Origin of the sequence: Streptomyces olindensis, assembly GCF_040645895.1 — a bacterium.
GTDB lineage: Bacteria > Actinomycetota > Actinomycetes > Streptomycetales > Streptomycetaceae > Streptomyces > Streptomyces olindensis.
This window is the reverse complement of record NZ_JBEYZD010000004.1, coordinates 183,634-205,932: the sequence shown is the minus strand read 5'-3', so window position 1 is coordinate 205,932 and position 22,299 is coordinate 183,634. Positions and strand designations below refer to the sequence as shown.

Sequence of the window (22,299 nt, the reverse complement as noted above, 5' to 3'; positions counted from 1 at the left end):
GTAGACGCCCCAGTAACATGTCAACTCCGCACCCGAAGCGCACTAGCGTGCGGTGCCGTACCAGGAGGCACCACCATGCGACCGCGACCCCCCGTCAAGGGGCGAGGCATCTTCAGCGGCACGGGGCTCATCGTCACGTGCCTGACGGCGACGCTCGCCGCGCTGGTCCTCTCGTTCTGGTCCTTCACCGACCGGCCGGGGACGGCACCGAATCTGCTGAGCGCCCACACCCTGCAGACGAGTTACGGGCCCCTGTCCGCCCTCGACCAGGACTTCCTCGTCAAGGTGCGGCTGGCCGGGCTGTGGGAGCTGCCCGCGGGGCGGCAGGCGCAGACCAAGGGGACCACTCCGGCCGTCCGGACGGCGGGCCGGCACCTCGTCGAGGGGCACCGGTTCCTGGACGAGCGGGTTCTCGACGTCGCCTCCCGGCTGGACCTCGCCCTGCCGGACGAGCCCGGCGACGAGCAGAAGCAGTGGCTGGCCACCCTGGACGCGGCGCGGGGCGCGGAGTACGACCGCCGGTTCGCCAACATCGCGCGCATCGCCCACGGCAGGGTGTTCTCGGTCGTCGCCCAGGTCCGCGCGAGCACCCGCAACTCCCTGGTGCGGGAACTCGCCGACGACGCCAACACCACCGTCCTCGACCACATCAAGGTCCTGGAGGCCACGGGCTACGTCGACTTCGACGCGGTGGCCCGCGACCTGGCCGGCGGGGGCACGCCCGCCACCCCGGCCCCGGCCCCGGTCCCGCCCTCCGGCCCGCAGCCCGGCTCGACCTTCCCGCTTCCGCCGCCCACCTTCAGCCCGCCTCCGGAGCGGTGAAGCGGAACGTCACATACCGACAACACTCCGTCCGGATCGTGAACGAGGCATGGTGCTCTCACGACCGTGTCACATACAAACAACATATGCTCTGGGTTCTTTTCCTGCTGGCGGCCTGGGCCGTGGCCGGCACGGCGTGCACGCGCCTGTGCCTGGCCGCCGTGCGCGCCGCGGCCATCGACGCGGACACCGGCCGCGTCCGTGAACTCACGCTGTACGAGGCCGCGTTCCTCTCCGGCGGACCCGGGCGGGTCGCCGACGTGACCCTCGTCGCCATGGCGCGCCAGCGCCGCCTGCTCCTGGCGCACACCGGCTGGGCCACGGTCGTCGATCCGCGCGGGCGGGACGAGATGGAGCGGTCGGTCATAGGGGCCATCGGCCCCGAGGGGCAGTCCCGTATCGCGCCGGTGCGGGCCACCGCAGCGGCGGCGGACGCGGTGCGCGGGATCGCCGACGGGCTGGTGCGCGCGGGCCTGGCGGTGCCGGACAGCGCCCGTACGACGGTCGCCGCGGCGGTCCGGCAGGTGCGCGGCGCGGCCGTCGCCGTCCTCGGGCTGGGCGCGGCCGCGTTGCTGACGCCCCTTCCGCCGGACATGCCGCGGCATCTGGTCGCCCTGTGGTTCGCGCTGCCGCTCGCCCTGGCCCTGAGCTGCCTGGCGGTCGCGCGGATCGAGATCCACCCGTACTCGCGCTGGGCCTCCCCGGCCGGTCAGCGGCTGCTCGGCGCGCTGACCCGGCACGCGGACGGCACCGCCGACGACCGTACGTACCTCACCTCCGTGGCCGTGCGCGGCGTCAGCGCGATCGGCGAACCGGACCTGCGCGCCGCCTTCACGCACCGCGAGGCACGCGACTGACGCAGGGGGCGCACCGGGGGCATTGGCGCCGACACCGGCGGACAGTGCTTGCCTTCCCCCTTCGCCGGACGAAGCATCCCTTCCGTCGCCACCGTGCACCGAAGGGATACGCGATGAGAGCCGCCCTCCTCTACTCGGCCGCCGGGTCCTTGCTGCTGAGCGCCCTCACCGCCGCCCCGGAGGCCGCCGCGGACCGGTCGGGGACGGCCGAGATGCGCGGCACCGCCGTGGCCGCCGCCCGCGCGAAGGCGGCCGGCGTCGACTTCGGCCGGTGCCCCGACGCGCAGGACCTGCCGGGCAGCATGCGGTGCGGCACGGTGACCGTCCCGCTGGACTACGCCCGGCCGGACGGCAGGCAGATCGAACTCACCGTCAGCCGGGCCCGGGCCACGCGCAAGGACCCGCACCAGGGCGAGCGCGCGGTCCCCCGGCAGGGCGCCCTGGTGTACAACCCCGGCGGACCGGGCGCCACCGGGCTGTACTTCCCGCTCATCGGGCTGCTCCCGGAGTGGAAGCGGATCGCGGCCGCGTACGACCTCGTCGGCTACGCCCCGCGCGGGGTGGGCCCTTCGGCGCCGCTGTCCTGCAAGGACCCGAAGCAGTTCTTCAAGGGGCCCACGCAGGCACCGACACATCCTTCCGAGGCGTACAAGAGAGAACGGATCGCGCAGGCGCGGGCGTACGCGCGCGGCTGCGCCGAGCGGACCGGGGACGCGCTGCGGCACTACCACTCGCTGAACAACGCCCGCGACCTCGACGTGCTGCGCGCCGCGCTCGGCGAGGAGCGGCTCACCTTCCTGGGCTCGTCGTACGGCACGTACTTCGGCGCCCTCTACGCGACGCTGTTCCCCGCGCACGTACGGCGGATGGTGTTCGACTCGGCCGTCGACCCCGACCCGGAGCGGATCTGGTACCGCAACAACCTCGGCCAGTCGGCGGCGTTCGAGGGCCGCTGGCTCGACTTCCGGACGTGGATCGCCCGGCACCACGGCGTGTACGGGCTGGGCAGGACCGCGCGGGAGGTGCGGCGCAGCTACGAGCGGGCGATGGCACGGCTGGCCGCCGAACCGGCGGGCGGCAAGGTCGGGCCGGGCCAGTTGCAGGGGGCGTTCCTCCAGGCCGGGTACTACGACGACCAGTGGCCGCACCGGGCGCACGCGCTGTCGGCGTACCTGAAGGGCGACCCCGGGCCGCTGGTCGAGCAGGCGGCCCGGCATCCGGAGGCCGCCGCCGAGGCGGAGAACTCGCGCGCGGTCTACGTGGCCGTCGAGTGCAACGACGCCCCCTGGCCGACGGACTGGGAGGTGTGGGACCGGGACAACACCCGGCTCGCGCGGGTGGCGCCCTTCGAGACCTGGCACAACGTGTGGACGAACCTGCCGTGCGCCTACTGGCGGGCGCCCCGGCAGCAGCCGCTGGACGTCGGCACCGGGCCGGGCGAGCTGCCGCCGACGCTGATCCTGGCCGCCGAGCGGGACGCCGCCACGCCCTACGACGGCGCCCTCGAACTCCGCCGCCGCCTCGCGGGCTCCGTCCTGGTGACGGAGCGGGACGCCGGCACCCACGGCCTCGCGGGCGGACCGAACGCCTGCGTCAACGGGCACATGGAGGCGTATCTGCTGAACGGCCGGCTGCCGGGGCGGCGCGCGGAGTGCGCGCCGCACGCCGAGCCGGAGCCGGCTCCCGCGGCCGAGCGGCGGCCGGCCGTCCCGGACCGGGCCGGGACGGCCGGACAGCCGCGCTGATCAGGCCAGACCGGCGACCAGCTCGGCGATGTCCTTGCGGCGGCCCGTGAAGAAGGGGACCTCCTCGCGGACGTGCCGGCGGGCCTCCGAGGCACGCAGGTGGCGCATGAGGTCGACGATGCGGTACAGCTCGTCGGCCTCGAAGGCGAGGAGCCACTCGTAGTCGCCGAGGGAGAAGGAGGCGACGGTGTTGGCGCGCACGTCCGGGAAGCCGCGGGCCATCTTGCCGTGGTCGGCGAGCATGCGGCGGCGGTCCTCGTCGGGCAGCAGGTACCAGTCGTAGGAGCGCACGAAGGGGTAGACGCTCACGTAGTTGCGGGGCGTCTCGTCGGCGAGGAACGCCGGGATGTGCGAGCGGTTGAACTCGGCGGGGCGGTGCAGCGCCATGTTCGACCAGACCGGCTCCAGGGCGCGGCCGAGCTTCGTCCGGCGGAAGAGGTTGTACGCCTCCTGCAGCGCGTCGCTGGTCTCCGCGTGCCACCAGATCATCAGGTCGGCGTCGGCGCGCAGGCCCGAGACGTCGTACGTGCCGCGGATCGTCACGTCCTTCGCGGCGAGCTGGTCGAACAGCTCCTGGACCTCGTCGGCGTACCCGGCGCGGTCCTCGGGGAGCACGTCCTTCAGCTTGAAGACGGACCAGAGCGTGTAGCGGATGACCTCGTTGAGGTCCTTGGCCAGCTTGCCCTTGTTCGGGATGCGGTCGGGCGCGGTGCCGGAGGGCGTGGTGGAGGCGTCGTCACTCATGGTTCTCATTCTCCCGCTCCGCCGTGCAGGCTCTGCACCGGGTGGGCGGTGAGTTCCTCCACACCGCGCAGGTCACCCTGGATCTGGTCGACGGCGGCGTACGCGCTCGCGATGCAGGCCGGGATGCCGACGCCGTCGTACGGGGCGCCGCAGACGGCGAGCCCGGGGAGCAGGGCGACGCGCTCGCGGACGCGGGCCACGCGCGCGTGGTGGCCGACCGGGTACTGGGGCAGGCCGTCGTCCCAGCGGGTGACGCGGGTGGCGACGGGGGTGGCGGCCAGACCGGTCGCGGCCTTCAGGTCGTGCCGGGAGACGTCCACGAGCTCTTCGTCGTCGCGCCGGAGGATCTCCGTCTCGCCGTACCGCCCGACGGAGGTGCGCAGGACGATCAGGCCGGGGTTCTCCTCGGCGATCCAGCCCCACTTGCGGGAGGCGAAGGTGGAGGCCTTGATGGTGCGCCCGTCGACCGGCGGCACCAGGAAGCCGCTGCCGTCGGGCAGGTCCGCCTCGGCGCGGCGGTAGGCGAGGGTGACCAGGGCCATGGAGGCGTACTCGACGGCGTCGAGCTCGGCGGCGGCCCCGGGGGCCTCGGCGCGCAGGAGCCGGGCGGCGGCGGGCGCGGGGACGGCGAGCACGACCGCGTCGGCATGCAGCACGCGGTCACCGGCGACCACGCGCCAGGCCGAGGGCGACCCGTCGGGCGCGCTCGCGTCGTCACCCGGGGCGGGCGACTCGGTCGCACCGGCCGGCGGCGCCGCCCTGCGCAGTTCCGTCACCCGGGCGCCGGTGAGGATCTCGCCGCCGCGGGCCCGGACCGACTCCGCCACCGCGAGCGGCAGGGTGCCCACACCGCCCTGGACGCCCATGAACACCGGGCCGGTCTGCTGCGCGGCGGCCGCCTTGGCCTGGATCTCGCGGACGCCCTCCGTCAGGGAGGCGTGGGACCGGGCGGCCTGGTAGAGCTGCGGGACGGCCGAGCGCATCGAGATGCGGTACGCGTCGCCCGCGTACACCCCGCCCAGCAAGGGCTCCACCAGGCGGTCGACGACCTCGCGGCCGAGGCGCGCCGCCACGTACTCCCCGACGGCCACGTCGTCGCCGACCTCCGTGCGGGGCAGGTCGGCGTCGCGCTCGATGCGGGCGAGGCCCTCGTCGGACAGCACGCCGGACAGGGCGGCGGCGGTCCCGGGCACGCCCATGACGTGGCCCTTGGGCATGGGGCGCAGGGCGCCGCGCGTCCAGATCGAGGCCGTCGCGGTCGCGGGCGGCTGGAGGCGGTCGGCGAGGCCCACCTCGCGCGCGAGCGCCACCGCCTCGGGGCGGCGGGCGAGCATCGACTCGGCGCCGAGGTCCACACGCGCGCCCGCGATCTCCCCGGGCAGCAGCTTGCCGCCGATCCGGTCGGAGGCCTCCAGCACGGTGACCCGCGCCCCGCGCTCCAGCAGCCGGTGGGCGGCTGCCAGGCCCGCGATGCCCGCCCCGATGACGACGACCTGCCCCGTGCCCGCACGGGTCTGAACTTCGCGCATGGCCCCAGCCTCTCAGACCCCACTGACAGCGCCGCGGCGACCCGGTGTCCCGGACGAGTCCGGACCGTGACCGCATCGGAACCCTCCCGGGCCAAACGTCCGGCGCGGCTCGGGCGTCGAAGAAGCGTCAGCCGAACCGACGCTCGGGGGATGCCCATGCGCACACGACGATCCGTACGACGCCCTGCCACGGCCCTGGCCGCGCTCTTCCTCGCCGCGGCCGTCGCCCTCACGGGGTGCAGCGCCGGGGGCGAGGACTCCGCCGGCAGCACCGCGGCCGACCGCGGCTACGCCGGCTCCGAGGCGGACAACGGGGCCGGAGCGAAGGAGGCCGCCCCGGGCGGCGCCGGAAGCGGGGCCGGCAGCGACGCCGGGGCGACCGCGCCGGCGAAGCTCCCCACGCAGCACATCATCCGCACGGCCTCGCTGACCGTGCAGGTCAAGGACGTCCCGAAGGCCCTGGAGGAGGCCCGCACCCGCACCGAGAACGCGGGCGGCTACGTCGGCAACGAGACCACCACCCGGGACACGCGGGGCCACGAGCGCACCCGGGTCGTGCTGCGCGTGCCCGCCGCCGAGTACGACGAGGTCCTCGCCGGACTGGAGGGCGCCGGGAAGCTCATCGACCGCAGCGCGAAGGCGCAGGACGTCACCGACCAGGTCGTGGACGTGCAGAGCCGGATCACCTCGCAGCGCGCCAGCGTGGCCCGGATCCGCGAGCTGATGGACCGGGCCGACAAGCTCAGCGACGTGGTGACCCTGGAGGGCGAGCTGAGTTCCCGCCAGGCCGACCTGGAGGCGCTGCTCGCCCGGCAGGCGTCCCTGAAGGACCGCACCAGCCTGGCCACCATCACGCTGTCGCTGTCCGAGACGCCTGTGCGGAAGCAGGAGAAGAAGGACGAGGACCCGGGGTTCCTCGACGCGCTCGCGGGCGGCTGGAACGCGTTCGTGACGATGCTGCGCTGGCTCGCGGTGGTGCTCGGCGCGGTCCTGCCGTTCGCCGCGGTTGCGGCCCTGCTCGTCCTGCTGTGGCTGCGCGTCGTACGGCCCCGCCTGCCGCGCCGCCCGTGGCCCGCTCCCGCGTCGTCCGCGGCGAGCGCCCTGGGCCCGCTGCCGGTGGCCCGGACCGCCCCGGAGTCCGGCCCCGCCCGGGAGTCCGGCGAGCAGGACTGAAGTGCCCTGCTCCCGTAGCGTGTCCGCATGAACAAGAGCCGTACGCGCGGGGAGCGACTGGTCGTGATCGGCGGTGACGCCGCGGGGATGTCCGCGGCGTCGCAGGCGCGCCGCCTGAAGGGCCCCGACGAGCTGGAGATCGTGGCGTTCGAACGGGGCCACTTCACGTCGTACTCGGCGTGCGGCATCCCGTACTGGGTGGGCGGCGACGTCACCGACCGGGACCGGCTGATCGCCCGCACACCCGAGGAGCACCGCGCGCGGGACATCGACCTGCGGCTGCGCACCGAGGTCACGGAGCTCGACCTCGACGGGCGGCGGGTCCGCGCGCGTGACGTCGACTCCGGCGCCGAGTCCTGGACGTCGTACGACAAGCTCGTGATCGCGACCGGGGCCCGGCCGATCCGGCCGGACATGCCCGGGGCCGACGCCCCCGGGGTGCACGGCGTGCAGACGCTGGACGACGGCCAGGAGCTGCTCGACTCGCTGGCACGCACGCGTGGCCGCCGCGCGGTGGTCGTGGGCGCCGGGTACATCGGCGTGGAGATGGCCGAGGCGCTCATCAACCGCGGCTACGAGGTGACGGTCGTCAACCGCGGCAGCGAGCCCATGTCGACCCTGGACCCGGACATGGGCCGCCTGGTGCACGAGGCCATGGAGGGCCTGGGCATCACGATGGTGAACGACGCCGAGGTCACCGGGATCCTGACGGGGGACGACGGCCGGGTGCGGGCGGTGGCCACGCGGGAGCGCGAATTCCCGGCGGACGTGGTGGTGCTCGGCATCGGCGTGCGCCCCGAGACGGCCCTCGCGCGGGCGGCCGGACTCCCGCTCGGCACCCACGGCGGGCTCCTCACGGACCGCTCGATGCGGGTGCGCGGCCACGAGAACGTCTGGGCGGGCGGCGACTGCGTCGAGGTCCTCGACCTGGTCTCCGGCCAGGAGCGGCACATCGCCCTCGGCACCCACGCCAACAAGCACGGCCAGGTCATCGGCACCAACGTCGGCGGCGGCTACGCGACGTTCCCGGGGGTGGTCGGCACGGCGGTCAGCAAGGTCTGCGACCTGGAGATCGCGCGCACGGGTCTGCGCGAGAAGGACGCCCACCGGGTCGGGCTGCGCTTCGAGGCGGTCACCATCGAGTCGACCAGCCGCGCGGGCTACTACCCGAACGCCTCCCCCATGACGGTGAAGATGCTCGCCGAACTCCGCACCGGCCGCCTGCTCGGCGTGCAGATCGTGGGCCGGGAGGGCGCGGGCAAGCGCGTCGACATCGCGGCGGTCGCCCTCACGGCGGGCATGACGGCGGAACAGATGACCACCCTGGACCTGGGCTACGCCCCACCGTTCTCCCCCGTCTGGGACCCGGTCCTGGTGGCGGCCCGCAAGGCGGCGACGAAGGTGCGCGGTTCTGCGTAGGGAGTGGGCGCGAGCAGCCACCACGAGCCCGCACCCCGCAACGGAACCCGCACCCCGACGGCGAAACGCTACGCGGTCCCGGCAGTCCCGTTGATCCGGTCGATGGCCTGCCGAGCCTGCTCCGCCGGCGGCCGCGACGGCAACGACGACACCGAGGCCGAAGAAGTCACAGCCGGCGGCTGCTCCCCCGCCGGCTTGGCGTGCGCGGCGACCCGCGACGACCGCAGCCGGTGGCTCACCGCCTCCTCCAGCGTCACCGAACGCCGCCACTGCGCGGCCAGCCGCCCGGCCTCCTGGCCGAGGCGGGCCACGTCCTCCCAGGGCAGCTTCACCACCAGCGTCAGCTCCGCCTCGCCGTCCGGCAGCGCGTGCATGGGAGGAGTAACTCGGTCGTTCATCGCCTGATCCTCACGTCGGCCCCGCGACCCGCCTTCCCCGCGCCGCGGGCGGTTGCCGACACATACGCACGCCCAACCGGCCGCGTTCACCGGCCCCGCCGATTCACCGGCGGCGCCCCGGGCACACGCGTGATGTGGTCGTCCCCGTTCCCGACCGTGAGCGCGCCCGCGCGGTTCAGGGGTCGTCCGGCGGGTCGTCCGGCGGGTCGTCCGCGGGCAGCAGCAGGACGTAGCGGAGTTCCTGCCGGTACGCGGGGAGCAGGACCTGCGAGGTGACCTTGATGGTCTCCCGGCGGACGTGCGGCAGGCGCAGTTCGTAGCGGTGGCCGTGCCGGTAGGCGAGGACCTTGGGGGCGCGGTGCCACAGGTCGCGGCAGGCGCGGTCGGCCAGCACGGCGTCGCGCAGGGCACCGAGGCCGGTGTCCTCGGGCCGGGTCACCAGCGCGAACCGCAGCAGGGCGAGGTACTGCGCGGCGTGCCGGGGCCAGTCCACGATCTGCTCGCGGGCGGCGTTCGTGGTCAGGGCCCAGCGCATCAGGTTGGCGCCCGGTTCCCGGACCCAGGGGAACCAGCGGGCCATGGCGGCGTTGTGGTCGAGGACGTTCCACGCCTGGTCGGTCAGATAGCTGGGGAAGCCGATCCGCGCCGAGGTGAGGGCGGCCAGTTCGTCGGTGGCGTCGCGCGGGTCCTGTTCACCGGGCTGCCGTCCGCCGGCACCGCCGAGGGCGTGGCCGTGCAGGGCCATGCGCTCGTCGGGGCCGAGCAGCAGCGCCCGGGAAAGACGCTCCAGGATTTCCATGGAAAGCGGTACGTGTGCCCCGGTCTCGAGATTCCGATACCAGCGCTCACTCACCCCCATGCGCTGCGCCACCTCTTTTTGAGGTAACTGTCTTCCCCTGTTCATTTTGTTTCCCGCATCGACCCGCCAAGCGCGCAGCAGATCCGGCAGGGCATCTCGTGACACGGCTCGCACACACTCCCTCTGCGTATTGCCGGGGAAACACACCGTAACAAGGCCTGTCGGGGCGGGCGAAAGCGGGTCGCATATGCCCTGCTCGTCGGGGTGCACCCAGGGGACCGGCAGAATTCTGCCGGTTTTCGACCGGTTGTCCGCCCCGTTTTCCAGGGCCGATCACCGGGTTTTCCAGGGATTTCCTCGACCCTTGGGCGCGGCAAAAAGATGCCGGTTGACGGAGCTTGGAGACCGCTGCCAGCATCGCCGACGTGAGCCGCTCCCCCATCCCACACGGAAATAGATCCGAGCAGTTTTCGACAGTCATTCCCTCCGTATTCCCGATGCCCGTGCGCGCGCTTCGGCGCAGGATTTCTCCGCTCTTCGAACGCAAGGAGTACGCATGACCGTCTCCACCGCCGACCCCACCACGACCACCGGCTCCGCCCTCCTCAGCGACAGCGGCAGCCTGCACCGGGTGGTCGAGGACCTCGCCGGCGGCGTGAGGACCACCCACCCCGGGCGGGACGCCCTCGCCGACCAGGAGCTGGCGAGCGCCCTGTCGTCGTGGAACTCCGCTCCCGGGGACCCCGACCTGTTCGTCGCCTCCCTGTTCCCGGAGCCCGCGCAGGTCGCGCACGTCCCGTTCCTGCCGAAGGAACGGCTGCTGTCGCCGCGGGAGAAGAACGCCGCCGCCGAGGCCTTCGCGCGGGTCCTGGAGAGCTGTGAGTTCACGAGCGGTTCGGCGGTCACCGCGTTCGAGGACGCCGTCGCCGACCTCTCGGGCACGAACTGCGCGGTCGCGACCGGCAGCGGAACCGACGCGCTCGTCATCGCCCTGCGCGCCGTGGGCGTCGAGCCGGGCGACGAGGTGATCCTCCCGGCCAACAGCTTCGCCGCCACCGAGAACGCGGTGTTCGCCTGCGGCGCGGTCCCCGTCCTCGCCGACGTGACCACGCCCGACGGCAACCTGGACCCGGTGTCGGTGGCGGAGCACGTCACCCCGCGCACCGTGGCGGTCCTGCCCGTCCACCTCTACGGCAAGCTCGCCGACATGGCCGGGCTGCGGGCCGTCGCGGACCGGTACGCGCTGCGGATCGTCGAGGACGCCTGCCAGGCGATCGGGGTGAGCGGTGTCGGGCGGTACTCCGACGCGGCGGCCCTCAGCTTCAACCCGTACAAGAACGTCGGGCTGTGCGGGAAGGCCGGTGCGGTCGTCACCGACTCGGCCGAGATCGCCGAGCGCTGCCGGGTGGCCGGCTACCACGGCTTCGAGCCGGGCCGGAAGAACGTCAAGTGCGAGGCGTTCGGCCTCAACGCGCGCATCGACAACACCATGGCCGCGATCGGCCTGGCCCTGCTGCCCTTCACGGGCCTGCGGGGACTGCGGCGGACGTACCTCGCCCGGCGCTACGTGGAGGCGCTGCGCCCGCTGGCCGAGGAGGGCGTCCTGGAGACGCCCGCCTTCGCCCCCGACCACTCCTGGCACCTGTTCCCGGTGCTGGTGGACGGCGGTGCGCCGACCCGCGACGCCCTGCGGGACGAGCTGGCGCTGCGGAGCCGCGTGGAGACGGACGTCTACTACCCCGTTCTGACGCACCGGCAGCAGACCCCGGTGCGCGAGCGGTTCTTCGGGCACGCGCGGCTGCCGCGGACCGAGTGGCTGCACGACCGGGTGCTGCACCTTCCGCTGCACGCGGGGCTGTCCCTCGGCGAGCAGGACCGCGTGGTCGACGCCCTGTACGCGGCGACCCGCCCGGGCCGGTGACGCCGTGACCGACACCCTGTCGCTCGACGGCGCCCCCGCCCCGTCGCCCGCGCTGCGGCTCCCGGACCGGGTCGGCTGGGCCGCGTTCTCCGACTTCGACGAGACCTACCTGGCCCATGCCGCCACCCCCGAACAGCGCGCCCACCTGGCCGCCCTGGAGGAGTACCTGCTGACCGAGGCCGTGCGGCACGGCCTGCTGTTCGGCTGGGTCACCGGCAGCTCCGCGGCCTCCGTCCGGGAGAAGATGGCCCGCTGCGGCGCCCGCGTGCTGCCGCACTTCGTGGCCGGCGCCCTGGGCACCGAGCTGACGTTCTTCCCCGACGGCGTCGCCCGCCCCGACCCCGAGTGGCGGCAGGTGCTGCGGGACAGCGGGTTCGAGCGGGCCCGGGTCGAACAGGCCGTGGAACGGCTCGCCCGGCACGGCGTCGACCTGTTCCCGCAGGACACCGGCCACCGCACCGAGTTCCTGGTCAACTACTACTTCCGCTCCCTCGGCGACCCGCGGCGCGACGAGCACGGCCTGGGTCTGGTGCGCGAGCTGGCCGCCGAGTACGGCCTCGGCCTCAACATCAGCCGCTGCAACCCGGCCACCGGCGACCCCGCGGACTGCTACGACGTCGACTTCCTGCCGCCGGTGTGCGGCAAGCGCAACGTCGTCCGGCACCTGTGCGCCCGCTTCGGCGTCGACCCGGAGCGCACCCTCGCGTTCGGCGACAGCGGCAACGACCTGGAGATGCTGGGCGCCGTGCGCCACGGCTACCTCGTCGCCAACTGCACACCGGAGGCCCGCGACCGCTTCCCGCGGGTCTCGCCCCACCCGCACACCCAGGCCCTCCTGCACGCCTTCCGTCACCACCTCGGCCACTGAACCGCTCCCCCGGCCCGGCCGCTCCGGGCCGGAGGGCCGTCCCTGAAAGAGGAAGACCATGAAGATCGGAATCATCGGCGCCGGCGGCATCGCCCTCGCCCACCTGCGGGCCGCCGAGACCGTCCCCGGCGTCACATGCGCCGGTGTGTACGACGTGATGCCCGACAAGGCCGCGGAGCTGGCCGAACGCTTCGGCTGCGCCGCCTTCTCCACGACGACCGAGCTGTACGAGCGGGTGGACGCGGTCGTCATCGCCTCGCCCAACCACACGCACGCCGACTACGCCGAGGAGGCCCTCCGGCACGGCCGGCACGTGCTGTGCGAGAAGCCGATGACGACGACGGTGGCGGAGGCCGAGCGGATCACCGCGCTGGCCGAGGAGAGCGGCCTGGTGTGCGCCATGGGCTTCAACTACCGCTACCTGGCCGCCGTCGGAGAGATCCGGAACCTGGTGCGGAGCGGGGAGCTGGGTTCCGTCCTCTTCGCCGAGGCCGGTTTCCGGCGCGGCAGCGCCCTGACCCGCTCCCGCTTCACCTGGCGGGACAGCGCCCTGGGCCGGTCGACCAGCGGCTCCCTCGGTGATCTGGGCGTGCACCTGGTCGACATGCTCGACCGGCTCTTCGACAGCCCGGTCGACAGCACGAGCTGCCGCACCAAGCTCCAGGTGAACGTGCCGCAGAAGGAGGGCCAGGACGTCCAGGTCGACGACTACGCCTTCGTCAGCGGCCGGCTGGAGAACGGCACGTTCTTCAACCTGACGACGTCCAAGTCCTCGCTGCCTGAGGAGCTCGGCTTCTCCCTGAAGATCATCGGCGACCGCAAGGAGCTGTACTACCACTCCAAGGACGACACGACGTACTTCCTGAAGTCCCGGGTCACCTGGGAGCAGGGCACCTTCGCCCGCGAGGAGGTGCTCGCCTCGCCGCCCGGCGAGGTGCCCGGGTGGAGCGACACCTTCCGGCACCAGTTGCGGGAGTGGCGCGACGCGGTCACCGCGCGGGACGGCGGCACCGGGCGGAGCGCCGACAGCGCCCTGGCCGGGTTCGGTGACGGGCTGCGCAGCCAGCGGGTGCTGGAACGCCTGCTGGCCGGCGACCAGCGGGACGCGCTCGCCGCTCCGGTGAGCCGGTGATCCGGCGGCAGCGGCCCGGCCCACGCGACACAGGGAAGAGGAACGTCCCTTGACCGGCACCTCCACCGAGGCCGCGCCGCCCGGCACCACCCTGGCGCGGCCCCTGTTCAGCCCGTTCGCCGTCGTCGCCTCCTGCGTGGGCTTCGCCCTCATCGGGGCCCTGCAGGCGCTGTACGGCCCGGCGATCCCCGCGTTCCGCACGGAGTTCGGCCTGTCGCCGGCCGCCGCCGGGCTGAGCCTGAGCGCCCACTTCGTCGGCGGCGTGGCCGGGGTGCTGCTGCTGAACCGGGTGCACGGGCGGCTGGGCAACAGAACGCTGCTGTCCGCCTCGTACGCGCTGATGGCCCTGGGCGGGACCGGCTTCGCGCTGGCTCCCGCCTGGGGGTGGGCGCTGGCCTCGGCGCTGGTCACCGGGGTGGGCTTCGGCGGCATCGACTACGGCCTCAACCAGCTGTTCTCGGTGGGGTTCGGCCGCCGCAGCCCGGCGATGCTCAACATCATCGGCGCCGCCTACGGACTCGGTGCCGTGGGCGGCCCGGCCCTCCTGGGGCTGCTCGGCCCCGGTGGCTATCCCGCCGTCTTCGCGGGGTTCGCCGCGCTGTCCGCCGTCCTGGTGCTGGCGCAGCGCGGCGTCCGCGAGGGCGGGGAGGCATCCGCCGAACCCGCCGACGAGGCCGGGGACACCGAGGCGACCGGTGGGCGGGGACCCGGGCTGCGGACCTCGGCGGCCCTGGTCGTCACCGTCTTCATCGTGCTGTACGTCCTGATGGTGGCGGTGGAGACGGGGGTCGGCGGCTGGGAGCCGACGCACCTGGAGTCCGTCGGGCACGACGCGGCGACCGTGGCCACGGCCACCTCGGCGTTCTGGCTGATGGTGACCGTGGGACGGCTGCTGGTCGCACCACTGACGCTGCGCTGGTCCGTGCAGACGATCATGGTGGTCAGCTCCGTCGGCATGGTGCTCTGCCTGCTGCTGGCCCTGATCCCGGCGGCGGCCCCGTACGCGTACGCCGGCGTCGGCCTGTTCCACGCGCCGATCTTCCCCACGGGCCTGCCGTGGCTGTCCCGGGCGGTGCCCCGGGCGCGACGGGCCGGGGCGTATGTGATCGCCGCCTCGATGATCGGCGGGGTCGCCGCCGGGCCGGTCCTGGGCAAGGGCATCGAACTGGCCGGCGTCGACGCCGTGCCGGTGCTGCTGGCCCTGCCCGCGGCCGGTTGCCTGGCGGCGACCTGGTGGCTGATCCGGGCGACGCGCGTGCGGCCCTGAGGGCCGGCAGCGCGGACCCGGGTCAGCGGGCGGTCTGCGTGTGGACGTACTCCACGAGCCGGGTCAGCGCGTCCGGGTCCGTGGACGGCATGACGCCGTGGCCGAGGTTGAAGACGTGGCCCTCCAGGCCCGCCGCCGAGTCCAGGACCTCCCGGGTCTTGGCCTCGACGGCCTCGGTCGGGGCGAACAGCACGGTCGGGTCGAGGTTGCCCTGGAGCGCCTTGCCGGGGCCGACGCGGCGGGCGGCCTCGTCCATCGGGACGCGCCAGTCGACACCGACGACGTCCGCGCCGGCCTCGCCCATGAGGCCCAGCAGCTCGCCGGTGCCGACGCCGAAGTGGATGCGCGGCACGCCGTAGCCGGCCACGGCCTCGAAGACCTTCGCCGACGCGGGCAGCACCGAGCGCCGGTAGTCGACGGGGGCCAGCGCGCCGGCCCAGGAGTCGAAGAGCTGGACCGCCGAGGCGCCGGCCTCGATCTGCACCTTCAGGAACGCGGCCGTGATCTCGGCGAGGCGGTCGAGCAGGTCGGCCCACAACTCGGGGTCGCCGTACATCATCGCCTTGGCGTTCTCGTACGTGCGGGACGGGCCGCCCTCGACGAGGTAGCTGGCGAGGGTGAACGGGGCGCCCGCGAACCCGATGAGCGGGGTCTCGCCGAGTTCGGCGGTGAGCAGGCCGATGGCCTCGGTGACGTAGGAGACGTCCTCGGGGGTGAGGTCGCGCAGCTGGGCGAGGTCGGCGCGGGTGCGGATCGGGTTCTCGACGACCGGGCCGACGCCGGGCTTGATGTCGAGGTCGATGCCGATGGCCTTGAGCGGGACGACGATGTCGCTGAAGTAGATCGCCGCGTCCACGCCGTGCCGGCGGACGGGCTGGAGCGTGATCTCGGTGACCAGCTCGGGACGCATGCAGGACTCCAGCATCGGGATGCCCTCGCGCACCTTGCGGTACTCCGGCAGTGAGCGCCCGGCCTGCCGCATGAACCACACCGGCGTGTGCGGCACGGGCTCGCGCCGGCACGCCTTGAGGAAGGCGGAGTCGTACGGGGCGGACGGCTGCGGGGCCCGGGGGGCGTCGTTGGCACTCACGGGGCCAAGTTTCGCACGCCGCCGGACAGCGCGATTCAGCCCCTGGAGAGGCGCGGGGTGTCTAGCCCGGCACCCGGGCTCCGGTCCCCGTAACCTTCCGGCATGGCTGCGGCTCAGGGACGACTGTCGGACGGCGCTGGCGGAATGGACGAAGCGAAGGACACCGAGAACGACCGGCGGGAGGCGGACTCCGCCCCGCTGCCCTTCCGGGCCGCCGTCGAGGCGCTCAGGGCGGCGCGGCTGCGGCCCCAGATCGAGGTCGAGCCGACGCCCCCGCCCAAGCGGCTCGCCCCCTACACCTACGCGCTGGAGGCCGCCGTCGTCGACGGCGACCAGGACCTGGCCGACGGCCGCCTGGTGCTGCTGCACGACCCGGCCGGGCACGACGCCTGGCAGGGCACGTTCCGGCTGGTGACGCTGGTGCGCGCGGAGCTGGAGCCGGAGATGGCCGCGGACCCGCTGCTGCCGGAGGTGTGCTGGTCCTGGCTGACCGGCGCGCTCCAGACGCGCGGGCTGACCTACGGGGAGCCAAGCGGCACGGTCACGCGCGCGAGCTCCCACTACTTCGGGGGTCTGTCGGCCCGGCCGGCCGCCTCGCAGATCGAGATCCGTGCGTCCTGGACGCCCCGCGAGGGCCTGGGCGACGTCCCGGACACCGCCGCGCACCTGGCGTCCTGGTGTGATCTGCTCGCCCAGGTCGCGGGGCTGCCGCCGGCCGGCCCGGGTGACGCCTCGGTGGTGACGCTCCCCCAGCGGCGCGGACCCCAGTCCCGCTGATCCCAGTCCCGCTGACCGACCCGCTTCCCACCCCGTACTGATCGAACCTGTACGGGGTGGTCAACGCTGCCCTGTCGACGATCACACCTGCGTCCCCCTCTTGGCCGAATCACTTTGTCGATACGGCCACTTTCGACCGCGTAGCGACCCAGACCGAAACCGTCCGGCCTTCGAATGATCGACCGCGTGTCCGAATTGCACGGATTGTTATCACCGAATCGTGATCATTCTCTAAAGGCGGACGGGTTCGGTGCCGAAGACGACTGTGACCTTGAAAGCACGGTTCGTCCCGGCTTCACCCCCACGAGCCGGCCCCGTCCCGCACCCCAGGAGGCCTGGTGTCCGTTCTCCTCGAGCAGCCCGCAAGCCTGGTCGCCTACCGCCCGAACAAGCCGACCGCCATGGTGGTCGTGGCCGACCCGCGCGTCCGCTCCACCGTCACCCGCCACCTGTGGGCGCTCGGTGTGCGCGATGTCATCGAGGCCTCGTCCATCGCGGAGGCTCGTCCCCGCATCGGCAACCCCCGCGACATCTGCGTCGCCGACGTCCACCTGCCCGACGGCTCCGGCCTCACCCTGCTGTCGGAGACCCGCGCCGCGGGCTGGCCCAACGGCCTCGCTCTCTCCGCGGCCGACGACATCGGCGCCGTGCGCAACGCGCTCGCCGGCGGTGTGAAGGGCTACGTCGTCACCGGCACCCGTACCAACGTCGGGCTCCCCACCCGGCCGGGCGCCGCCCCCATCGGCGCCGCCGCCGCGCGCCTGCACCGCCGCCCCCCGGGTGCCCCGAGCCACCCGGGCGGCTACCGCGAGCTGTCCGGCCGCGAGGTCGAGGTGCTGCGCCTGGTCGCGGAGGGCCAGTCGAACAAGGCGATCGGCGTCTCGATGGGCCTGTCCGCGCTGACCGTCAAGAGCCACCTCGCCCGCATCGCGCGCAAGCTCGGCACGGGCGACCGGGCCGGGATGGTCGCGGTGGCGCTGCGCACCGGGATCATCCACTGACCCGCTCCGCCCCGACCCCCGATGACCCCTCACTCAGGTGACCGGGCCCGGCCGCCGGTCCCGATCACGTCACTCACGGCTCGCGAATCCGCCACTTCCCCGACATGACTGGTTTGCGACCCCCGGGCGCCCGTCGACGGAACGTTCCGTCGACGGGCGCTGTCCATACATGGATACCCTTGACAGGTGACCGACGCCCACGACACCGCAGCAGACAGCTCACTGCGAACCACCGGAGGCGCCCCTCCGGACGACGGCGGATCTTCTGCTACGGAGGCGCCGATCCCCTTGCTGGAGCCGCGCGAGGGCATTCCGCCCGTGATCGCGGACGAGGACGCCCTGGCCCGGACGATCGCCGCCTTCGCGGCGGGATCCGGCCCCGTCGCCGTCGACGCCGAGCGGGCGTCCGGCTACCGCTACGGCCAGCGCGCCTACCTCGTGCAGCTGCGCCGCGAAGGCGCCGGCACGGCGCTGATCGACCCCGTGGCCTGCCCCGACCTGTCCGCCCTGGGCGAGGCCCTGTCCGGCGTCGAGTGGGTGCTGCACGCCGCCACCCAGGACCTGCCGTGCCTGCGCGAGATAGGCATGGTGCCGACGCGGCTGTTCGACACGGAGCTGGCCGGGCGGCTGGCGGGATTCCCCCGGGTCGGCCTCGGCGCGATGGTCGAGGGCGTCCTCGGCTTCGTGCTGGAGAAGGGCCACTCCGCCGTCGACTGGTCCACCCGGCCGCTGCCCGAGCCCTGGCTGCGGTACGCGGCGCTGGACGTCGAGCTGCTCGTCGACCTGCGCGACGCGCTGGAGAAGGAGCTGGACCGGCAGGGCAAGCTGGAGTGGGCCCGGCAGGAGTTCGACGCGATCGCCTCGGCCCCGCCGCCCGAGCCCCGCAAGGACCCCTGGCGGCGCACGTCCGGCATGCACAAGGTCCGCCGGCGGCGGCAGCTGGCCGTCGTCCGGGAGCTGTGGCAGACCCGGGACCGGATCGCGCAGCGGCGGGACGTCTCGCCGGGCAAGGTGCTCGGGGACGCGGCCATCGTGGAGGCCGCGCTGGCCCTTCCGGCCAACGTGCACGCCCTCGCCGCACTGAACGGTTTCGGACACCGGATGGGCAAGCGGCAGCTGGAACAGTGGCAGGCGGCGGTAGACCGGGCGAAGGGGCTGAGCGAGGCGCAGTTGCCGCAGCCGGGACAGCCGGTGGCGGGGCCGCCGCCGCCCCGTGCCTGGGCCGACAAGGATCCCGCGGCGGCGGCGCGGCTGTCCGCCGCCCGGGCCGCGGTTTCCGCGCTCGCCGAGGAGCTCACCATGCCGCAGGAGAATCTGATCGCGCCGGACACGGTGCGGCGGGTGTGCTGGGAGCCTCCGGCGGTGGTGGACGCCGCGTCCGTCGCGGAGGCGCTGGCCGGGCATGGGGCTCGGGCCTGGCAGGTGGAGCAGGTCACGCCTGTGCTGGTGACTGCTCTGTCCGCCAAGGCGCCGTAGGGGGTTCTCCCGTACGGCGGGTGCGGGTCGTCCTTGGCCGGTCGCGCCGTTCCCCGCGCCCCTGAGGCCCTTACCTGGTGGCCCCTCTCGTGAAGCCGTTGTAGATGTAGCGCTGCAGGCACAGGAAGACGATCAAGGTCGGGAGGATGACCAGGATCGCTCCTGCCGAGATCGTCTCCCAGTGGGCTCCGAAGGGGCCCTTGAAGCGGAACAGGGACGTCGAGATCACGCCAAGATCTTCCGACGGCATGTAGAGGAACGGGATGTAGAAGTCGTTGTAGGTGGTGATGCCCTTGACGATCACCACCGTCGCGACCGCCGGCTTCAGCAACGGGAAGATGATCTTGCGGTAGATGGTGAAGGCGTTGGCACCGTCCAGGCGGGCCGCCTCGTCCAGTGAGGTCGGGATGGAGCGGACGAACTGCAGGAAGATGTAGATCGAGACGATGTCCGTGCCCATGTAGAGGGCGACCGGCGCCCAGAGGCTGTCGAACATGCCGAAGCTGTTGACGATCTGGAAGGTCGCCACCTGTGTGGTGACGCCGGGGACCAGGGCGGCGACCAGGAACAGCCCCACGACCAGCTTCCGGAAGCGGAAGGTGAACCGGTCGATCGCGTACGCCGTCATCGAGCCGATGAGGACCGTGCCGCCGATGGCGAAGAGCAGGATCACCGCCGTGTTGGCGAACGCCGAGAGCATGCGGCCGTCCTGGAAGGCCGTCACGTAGTTCTGGAAGTTCAGCAGGTCGTCGGGGAGGGCGAGAGCCCCGCTGTCGTCCGCCATCTCCCGTTCCGACTTCAGGGAGGTCAGGAGCACGGCGGCCAGCGGGAGCAGGACCACCACCGTCGCGGCGATCAGGGACAGGTACACCAGGGCGCGGGAGACCGCACGTCGTGTCATGCGAGGTCCACCTTGTCGTCGGGGACGAGGCGGCGCTGCACCCAGGTCACCGCCAGGACGATCAGCAGCAGCACGATCGCGGCCGCCGAGGCGAGCCCCGTCTTGTTGAACTGGAAGGCCAGCTTCACGGTCTGGATCACGAAGGTCTCGGTGCCGGTCGCCCCGCCGGTCATGATGTACGGGATCTCGAAGACCGAGAGCGAGCCGGAGATCGAGAGGATCACCGTCAGACTCAGGACCGGTTTGATGCCCGGCGCGATGATGTGCCGGAACTGGTGCCAGCGGTTGGCGCCGTCGAGTTCGGCCGCCTCGTACAGTTCCCCGGGGATGGACTGGATCGCGCCCAGGAAGAGGACGAAGTTCAGGCCGAGGTAGCGCCAGACCGAGACGGCGGCGAGAGAGGTGTTCGCCGACTCCGGGGTGCCCAGCCAGGCGCGGTCCGTCTCCACGCCGAACAGGCCCAGCACCGAGTCGAGGGTGCCGCCGTCCTGGAAGAAGTAGAGGAAGACGAAGCCGATCGCGACCCCGTTGATCAGGTACGGGAAGAACAGCACGCCCTTGAAGAAGTTCCGGAAGCGGACGTTGAAGCTCAGGATCGTCGCGAAGTAGAGCGCAGCGACGATCTGGACGACCGAGGCGACCAGGTAGTAGCCGCTCACCCAGAAGACCTCGAACAGGTCGGGGCGGGTGAAGAGTTCGGTGTAGTTCTCGGCGCCCGTGTAGCGCAGCTCGGGGCTCACGCCGTCCCAGTCGGTGAAGCTGTACGCGACCATGTTGGCGATCGGCGCGTAGGTGAAGACGATCAGCAGGGCGAGCGGGGCGAGCAGGAAGAGCCAGGGGGTGGCCCCGCGCCACAGACGTGCCGGGCGCGGGGCGGGAGCCGGTTCGGGGGCGGCCGGACCCGGCGCGGGCTCGACGGCCGCCTTCTCCGTCGTGTCCGTCATCAGGACCCCAGCGACTTCTGCGCCTCGGTCCACTTCTCGGCGAGGCCCTTGAGGAACTCGTCCAGGCTGCCCTTGGTGGCGCCGCGGGCGAGGTCGACGAGGTCCTGGCGGTAGTCCGGCTTGTTGATGCCGACCTCGGACTGGTTGTCGATGGACTTCACCTGGGCGCCCTTGGTGTCGTCGAGGTCGAGGATCCTGACCCCCGCCTCCTCGTAGGGCTTCAGGACGTCGGGCAGCGGGGCGGACTTGAGCGGGGACAGTGCCAGGTTGTCCGCCGCGTAGCCCGACTTGTCGGTGAACCAGTCGATCCACGCGCGGGCGGCGGCCTTGTGCTCGGAGTGGATGTTGACGGCCTGGTTGTAGTCGGGCAGCGCCACCGCGCAGAAGGTGCCGTTCTTCTGGGCGGGGAAGGGCATGAACCCGATGTCGCCGGGGTCCGCGCCGGCCTGCTTCGCCGCGCCCTGCATCTGGATGACGGCCCAGGAGCCGAGCCACATCGTGGCGATCTCGCCCTTCGCCAGCTTGGGCTTGGACGCCTCCCAGTTGGTGGTGGTCGGGTCCTTCTCGACGAGGCCCGACTTCACGATGTCGTACAGCAGCGTGTCGGCGGTGCGCAGATCGGCGCCCTCCGCCCACGGATCGCCCTCCGCGAGCTTCGTGGTGGCCTGCTCGTCGCAGCCGACCGAGCCGTTGACCTGCGTCCACTGGGTGAGCGGCCACATGTCCTTGAAGTTGGTGTAGTACGGGACCGCTTCGGTCTTCGACTTGATCGCCTTCAGATCGTCGAGGAACTCGGCCGGCGTGGTGGGCCAGTCGGTGATGCCGGCCCGCTGCCACACCTTCTTGTTGTAGATGAAGCCCGGGACCGCGCCGAGCGGGCTCTGGCCGTAGACCTTGCCGTCGACGGTCGTGTAGTCGGTGAAACGGTACTTCTCGCTGCGTTCGGCCTGACTGCCCAGCGAGGCGAAGAATCTGGGGTAGTCCTTCTTCTCGATCACGCCCGGGATCATGAGGACGTCGCCGTAGTTCTCCGTGTTCATGCGGATCTTGACTTCGCCCTCGTAGTCGGTGATGGCGTCGAACTCGACCTTCACCTTGGGGTACGTCTCGTTGAACGCGGCGGCGTACTTCTTCATCGTCCCGTCCTGCACGAGGTCGGTGCGGTGGGTGAGGACCGTGATGGTTCCACTGACCTTGGCGGGATCGTCGGGCGCCTCGGCATCCGCGCCTTTCGCGGTGCCTCCGGTGCCGGTGCAGCCGGAGGCCAGCAGGGCGGCCCCCACGGCCAGGGCCAGGACGGTACGGCGGTTCATGTGCATCAGCTCCGTTCGCGGAGAGGAACTCGGGACGGACGAGCACGTGCGGTATGGCTGGTTCGGCACTCTGACAGCGCTTTCTCAACCGGTAAAGTCCCATTCCCGCCAAGGATGTGAAAT

20 protein-coding genes are annotated in these 22,299 nt (G+C 72.7%); 12 read left to right on the top strand and 8 right to left on the bottom strand.

What is annotated here, in order from left to right:
- The first annotated feature begins 75 nt into the window (after positions 1 to 75).
- The 3 genes from ABZ948_RS03950 (at position 76) to ABZ948_RS03940 (ending at position 3,424) form a co-directional block, all read left to right on the top strand.
- Positions 76 to 822 (top strand): DUF4142 domain-containing protein, encoded by a 747-nt coding sequence (locus ABZ948_RS03950; RefSeq protein WP_359756976.1) that lies wholly within the window; start codon positions 76 to 78, stop codon positions 820 to 822.
- Positions 823 to 908: 86 nt separating this feature from the next.
- Positions 909 to 1,679 carry a TIGR04222 domain-containing membrane protein gene (locus tag ABZ948_RS03945; protein WP_359756974.1) on the top strand — a complete coding sequence of 257 codons (771 nt, stop codon included), beginning with the start codon at positions 909 to 911 and terminating at the stop codon, positions 1,677 to 1,679.
- A gap of 113 nt (positions 1,680 to 1,792) precedes the next feature.
- Positions 1,793 to 3,424, top strand: coding sequence for an alpha/beta hydrolase (locus tag ABZ948_RS03940; RefSeq protein WP_359756972.1), 1,632 nt, complete (start codon positions 1,793 to 1,795; stop codon positions 3,422 to 3,424).
- Here the strand turns inward: ABZ948_RS03940 and hemQ are convergent, their stop codons facing one another.
- On the bottom strand, positions 3,425 to 4,168 hold the full coding sequence (gene hemQ, locus ABZ948_RS03935; protein ID WP_359756970.1) for a hydrogen peroxide-dependent heme synthase: 744 nt from the start codon (positions 4,166 to 4,168) through the stop codon (positions 3,425 to 3,427).
- A 5-nt stretch (positions 4,169 to 4,173) separates the two neighbouring features.
- On the bottom strand, positions 4,174 to 5,697 hold the full coding sequence (hemG, locus tag ABZ948_RS03930; RefSeq protein WP_359756968.1) for a protoporphyrinogen oxidase: 1,524 nt from the start codon (positions 5,695 to 5,697) through the stop codon (positions 4,174 to 4,176).
- A 156-nt stretch (positions 5,698 to 5,853) separates the two neighbouring features.
- On the opposite strand from hemG, the gene ABZ948_RS03925 reads away from it, so the two are divergent.
- Together ABZ948_RS03925 and ABZ948_RS03920 are read left to right on the top strand one after the other, a co-directional pair.
- Complete coding sequence (locus ABZ948_RS03925; RefSeq protein WP_359756967.1) at positions 5,854 to 6,870, top strand: DUF4349 domain-containing protein; 1,017 nt, start codon at positions 5,854 to 5,856, stop codon at positions 6,868 to 6,870.
- Positions 6,871 to 6,897: 27 nt separating this feature from the next.
- Complete coding sequence (locus ABZ948_RS03920) at positions 6,898 to 8,289, top strand: FAD-dependent oxidoreductase (protein ID WP_359756966.1); 1,392 nt, start codon at positions 6,898 to 6,900, stop codon at positions 8,287 to 8,289.
- A gap of 68 nt (positions 8,290 to 8,357) precedes the next feature.
- On the opposite strand, the gene ABZ948_RS03915 is transcribed toward ABZ948_RS03920, so the two are convergent.
- Positions 8,358 to 8,687, bottom strand: coding sequence for a hypothetical protein (locus ABZ948_RS03915; RefSeq protein ID WP_359756964.1), 330 nt, complete (start codon positions 8,685 to 8,687; stop codon positions 8,358 to 8,360).
- Between the two features lie 175 nt (positions 8,688 to 8,862).
- Positions 8,863 to 9,651, bottom strand: coding sequence for a helix-turn-helix domain-containing protein (locus tag ABZ948_RS03910; protein WP_359756962.1), 789 nt, complete (start codon positions 9,649 to 9,651; stop codon positions 8,863 to 8,865).
- A 391-nt stretch (positions 9,652 to 10,042) separates the two neighbouring features.
- Between ABZ948_RS03910 and ABZ948_RS03905 the strand changes: the two genes are divergently transcribed.
- The 4 genes from ABZ948_RS03905 to ABZ948_RS03890 are packed head-to-tail and all read left to right on the top strand — an operon-like array spanning position 10,043 to position 14,674.
- Positions 10,043 to 11,407: a DegT/DnrJ/EryC1/StrS family aminotransferase gene (locus tag ABZ948_RS03905; protein ID WP_359756960.1), complete on the top strand. Its 1,365-nt coding sequence runs from the start codon at positions 10,043 to 10,045 to the stop codon at positions 11,405 to 11,407.
- A gap of 4 nt (positions 11,408 to 11,411) precedes the next feature.
- Positions 11,412 to 12,275 carry an HAD-IIB family hydrolase gene (locus ABZ948_RS03900; RefSeq protein ID WP_359756958.1) on the top strand — a complete coding sequence of 288 codons (864 nt, stop codon included), beginning with the start codon at positions 11,412 to 11,414 and terminating at the stop codon, positions 12,273 to 12,275.
- 58 nt (positions 12,276 to 12,333) lie between these two features.
- Entirely contained in the window at positions 12,334 to 13,407 is a 1,074-nt protein-coding gene (locus tag ABZ948_RS03895) for a Gfo/Idh/MocA family protein (protein WP_359756957.1), read from the top strand.
- A gap of 49 nt (positions 13,408 to 13,456) precedes the next feature.
- Complete coding sequence (locus tag ABZ948_RS03890) at positions 13,457 to 14,674, top strand: MFS transporter (protein WP_359756956.1); 1,218 nt, start codon at positions 13,457 to 13,459, stop codon at positions 14,672 to 14,674.
- Positions 14,675 to 14,696: 22 nt separating this feature from the next.
- Here the strand turns inward: ABZ948_RS03890 and hemE are convergent, their stop codons facing one another.
- Entirely contained in the window at positions 14,697 to 15,764 is a 1,068-nt protein-coding gene (gene hemE / locus ABZ948_RS03885; RefSeq protein ID WP_359756954.1) for a uroporphyrinogen decarboxylase, read from the bottom strand.
- Between the two features lie 102 nt (positions 15,765 to 15,866).
- Between hemE and ABZ948_RS03880 the strand changes: the two genes are divergently transcribed.
- The 3 genes from ABZ948_RS03880 (at position 15,867) to ABZ948_RS03870 (ending at position 19,018) form a co-directional block, all read left to right on the top strand.
- Positions 15,867 to 16,541, top strand: a complete 675-nt coding sequence (locus ABZ948_RS03880; protein ID WP_359756952.1) for a DUF3000 domain-containing protein — start codon at positions 15,867 to 15,869, stop codon at positions 16,539 to 16,541.
- Positions 16,542 to 16,879: 338 nt separating this feature from the next.
- Positions 16,880 to 17,542: a response regulator transcription factor gene (locus ABZ948_RS03875; protein WP_003993737.1), complete on the top strand. Its 663-nt coding sequence runs from the start codon at positions 16,880 to 16,882 to the stop codon at positions 17,540 to 17,542.
- A gap of 186 nt (positions 17,543 to 17,728) precedes the next feature.
- Positions 17,729 to 19,018 (top strand): HRDC domain-containing protein, encoded by a 1,290-nt coding sequence (locus ABZ948_RS03870; protein WP_359756951.1) that lies wholly within the window; start codon positions 17,729 to 17,731, stop codon positions 19,016 to 19,018.
- A 70-nt stretch (positions 19,019 to 19,088) separates the two neighbouring features.
- On the opposite strand, the gene ABZ948_RS03865 is transcribed toward ABZ948_RS03870, so the two are convergent.
- The 3 genes from ABZ948_RS03865 to ABZ948_RS03855 are packed head-to-tail and all read right to left on the bottom strand — an operon-like array spanning position 19,089 to position 22,176.
- Positions 19,089 to 19,919, bottom strand: a complete 831-nt coding sequence (locus ABZ948_RS03865; RefSeq protein WP_359756949.1) for a carbohydrate ABC transporter permease — start codon at positions 19,917 to 19,919, stop codon at positions 19,089 to 19,091.
- Positions 19,916 to 20,863: a carbohydrate ABC transporter permease gene (locus ABZ948_RS03860; RefSeq protein ID WP_359756947.1), complete on the bottom strand. Its 948-nt coding sequence runs from the start codon at positions 20,861 to 20,863 to the stop codon at positions 19,916 to 19,918. The genes ABZ948_RS03865 and ABZ948_RS03860 overlap by 4 nt, the downstream gene beginning before the upstream one ends.
- Positions 20,863 to 22,176, bottom strand: a complete 1,314-nt coding sequence (locus tag ABZ948_RS03855) for an ABC transporter substrate-binding protein (protein WP_359756945.1) — start codon at positions 22,174 to 22,176, stop codon at positions 20,863 to 20,865. The genes ABZ948_RS03860 and ABZ948_RS03855 overlap by 1 nt, the downstream gene beginning before the upstream one ends.
- Positions 22,177 to 22,299: the final 123 nt, after the last annotated feature.

What these genes read in the sequence shown, in the direction of transcription:
- ABZ948_RS03940 (WP_359756972.1), top strand. Translation starts at nt 1,793, where the DNA reads ATGAGAGCCGCCCTCCTCTACTCGGCCGCCGGGTCCTTGCTGCTGAGC.
- ABZ948_RS03915 (WP_359756964.1), bottom strand. Translation starts at nt 8,687, where the DNA reads ATGAACGACCGAGTTACTCCTCCCATGCACGCGCTGCCGGACGGCGAG.
- ABZ948_RS03865 (WP_359756949.1), bottom strand. Translation starts at nt 19,919, where the DNA reads ATGACACGACGTGCGGTCTCCCGCGCCCTGGTGTACCTGTCCCTGATC.
- ABZ948_RS03880 (WP_359756952.1), top strand. Translation starts at nt 15,867, where the DNA reads ATGGCTGCGGCTCAGGGACGACTGTCGGACGGCGCTGGCGGAATGGAC.
- ABZ948_RS03895 (WP_359756957.1), top strand. Translation starts at nt 12,334, where the DNA reads ATGAAGATCGGAATCATCGGCGCCGGCGGCATCGCCCTCGCCCACCTG.
- hemQ (WP_359756970.1), bottom strand. Translation starts at nt 4,168, where the DNA reads ATGAGTGACGACGCCTCCACCACGCCCTCCGGCACCGCGCCCGACCGC.
- ABZ948_RS03905 (WP_359756960.1), top strand. Translation starts at nt 10,043, where the DNA reads ATGACCGTCTCCACCGCCGACCCCACCACGACCACCGGCTCCGCCCTC.
- ABZ948_RS03925 (WP_359756967.1), top strand. Translation starts at nt 5,854, where the DNA reads ATGCGCACACGACGATCCGTACGACGCCCTGCCACGGCCCTGGCCGCG.
- hemG (WP_359756968.1), bottom strand. Translation starts at nt 5,697, where the DNA reads ATGCGCGAAGTTCAGACCCGTGCGGGCACGGGGCAGGTCGTCGTCATC.
- ABZ948_RS03855 (WP_359756945.1), bottom strand. Translation starts at nt 22,176, where the DNA reads ATGAACCGCCGTACCGTCCTGGCCCTGGCCGTGGGGGCCGCCCTGCTG.
- ABZ948_RS03945 (WP_359756974.1), top strand. Translation starts at nt 909, where the DNA reads ATGCTCTGGGTTCTTTTCCTGCTGGCGGCCTGGGCCGTGGCCGGCACG.
- ABZ948_RS03920 (WP_359756966.1), top strand. Translation starts at nt 6,898, where the DNA reads ATGAACAAGAGCCGTACGCGCGGGGAGCGACTGGTCGTGATCGGCGGT.
- ABZ948_RS03950 (WP_359756976.1), top strand. Translation starts at nt 76, where the DNA reads ATGCGACCGCGACCCCCCGTCAAGGGGCGAGGCATCTTCAGCGGCACG.
- ABZ948_RS03860 (WP_359756947.1), bottom strand. Translation starts at nt 20,863, where the DNA reads ATGACGGACACGACGGAGAAGGCGGCCGTCGAGCCCGCGCCGGGTCCG.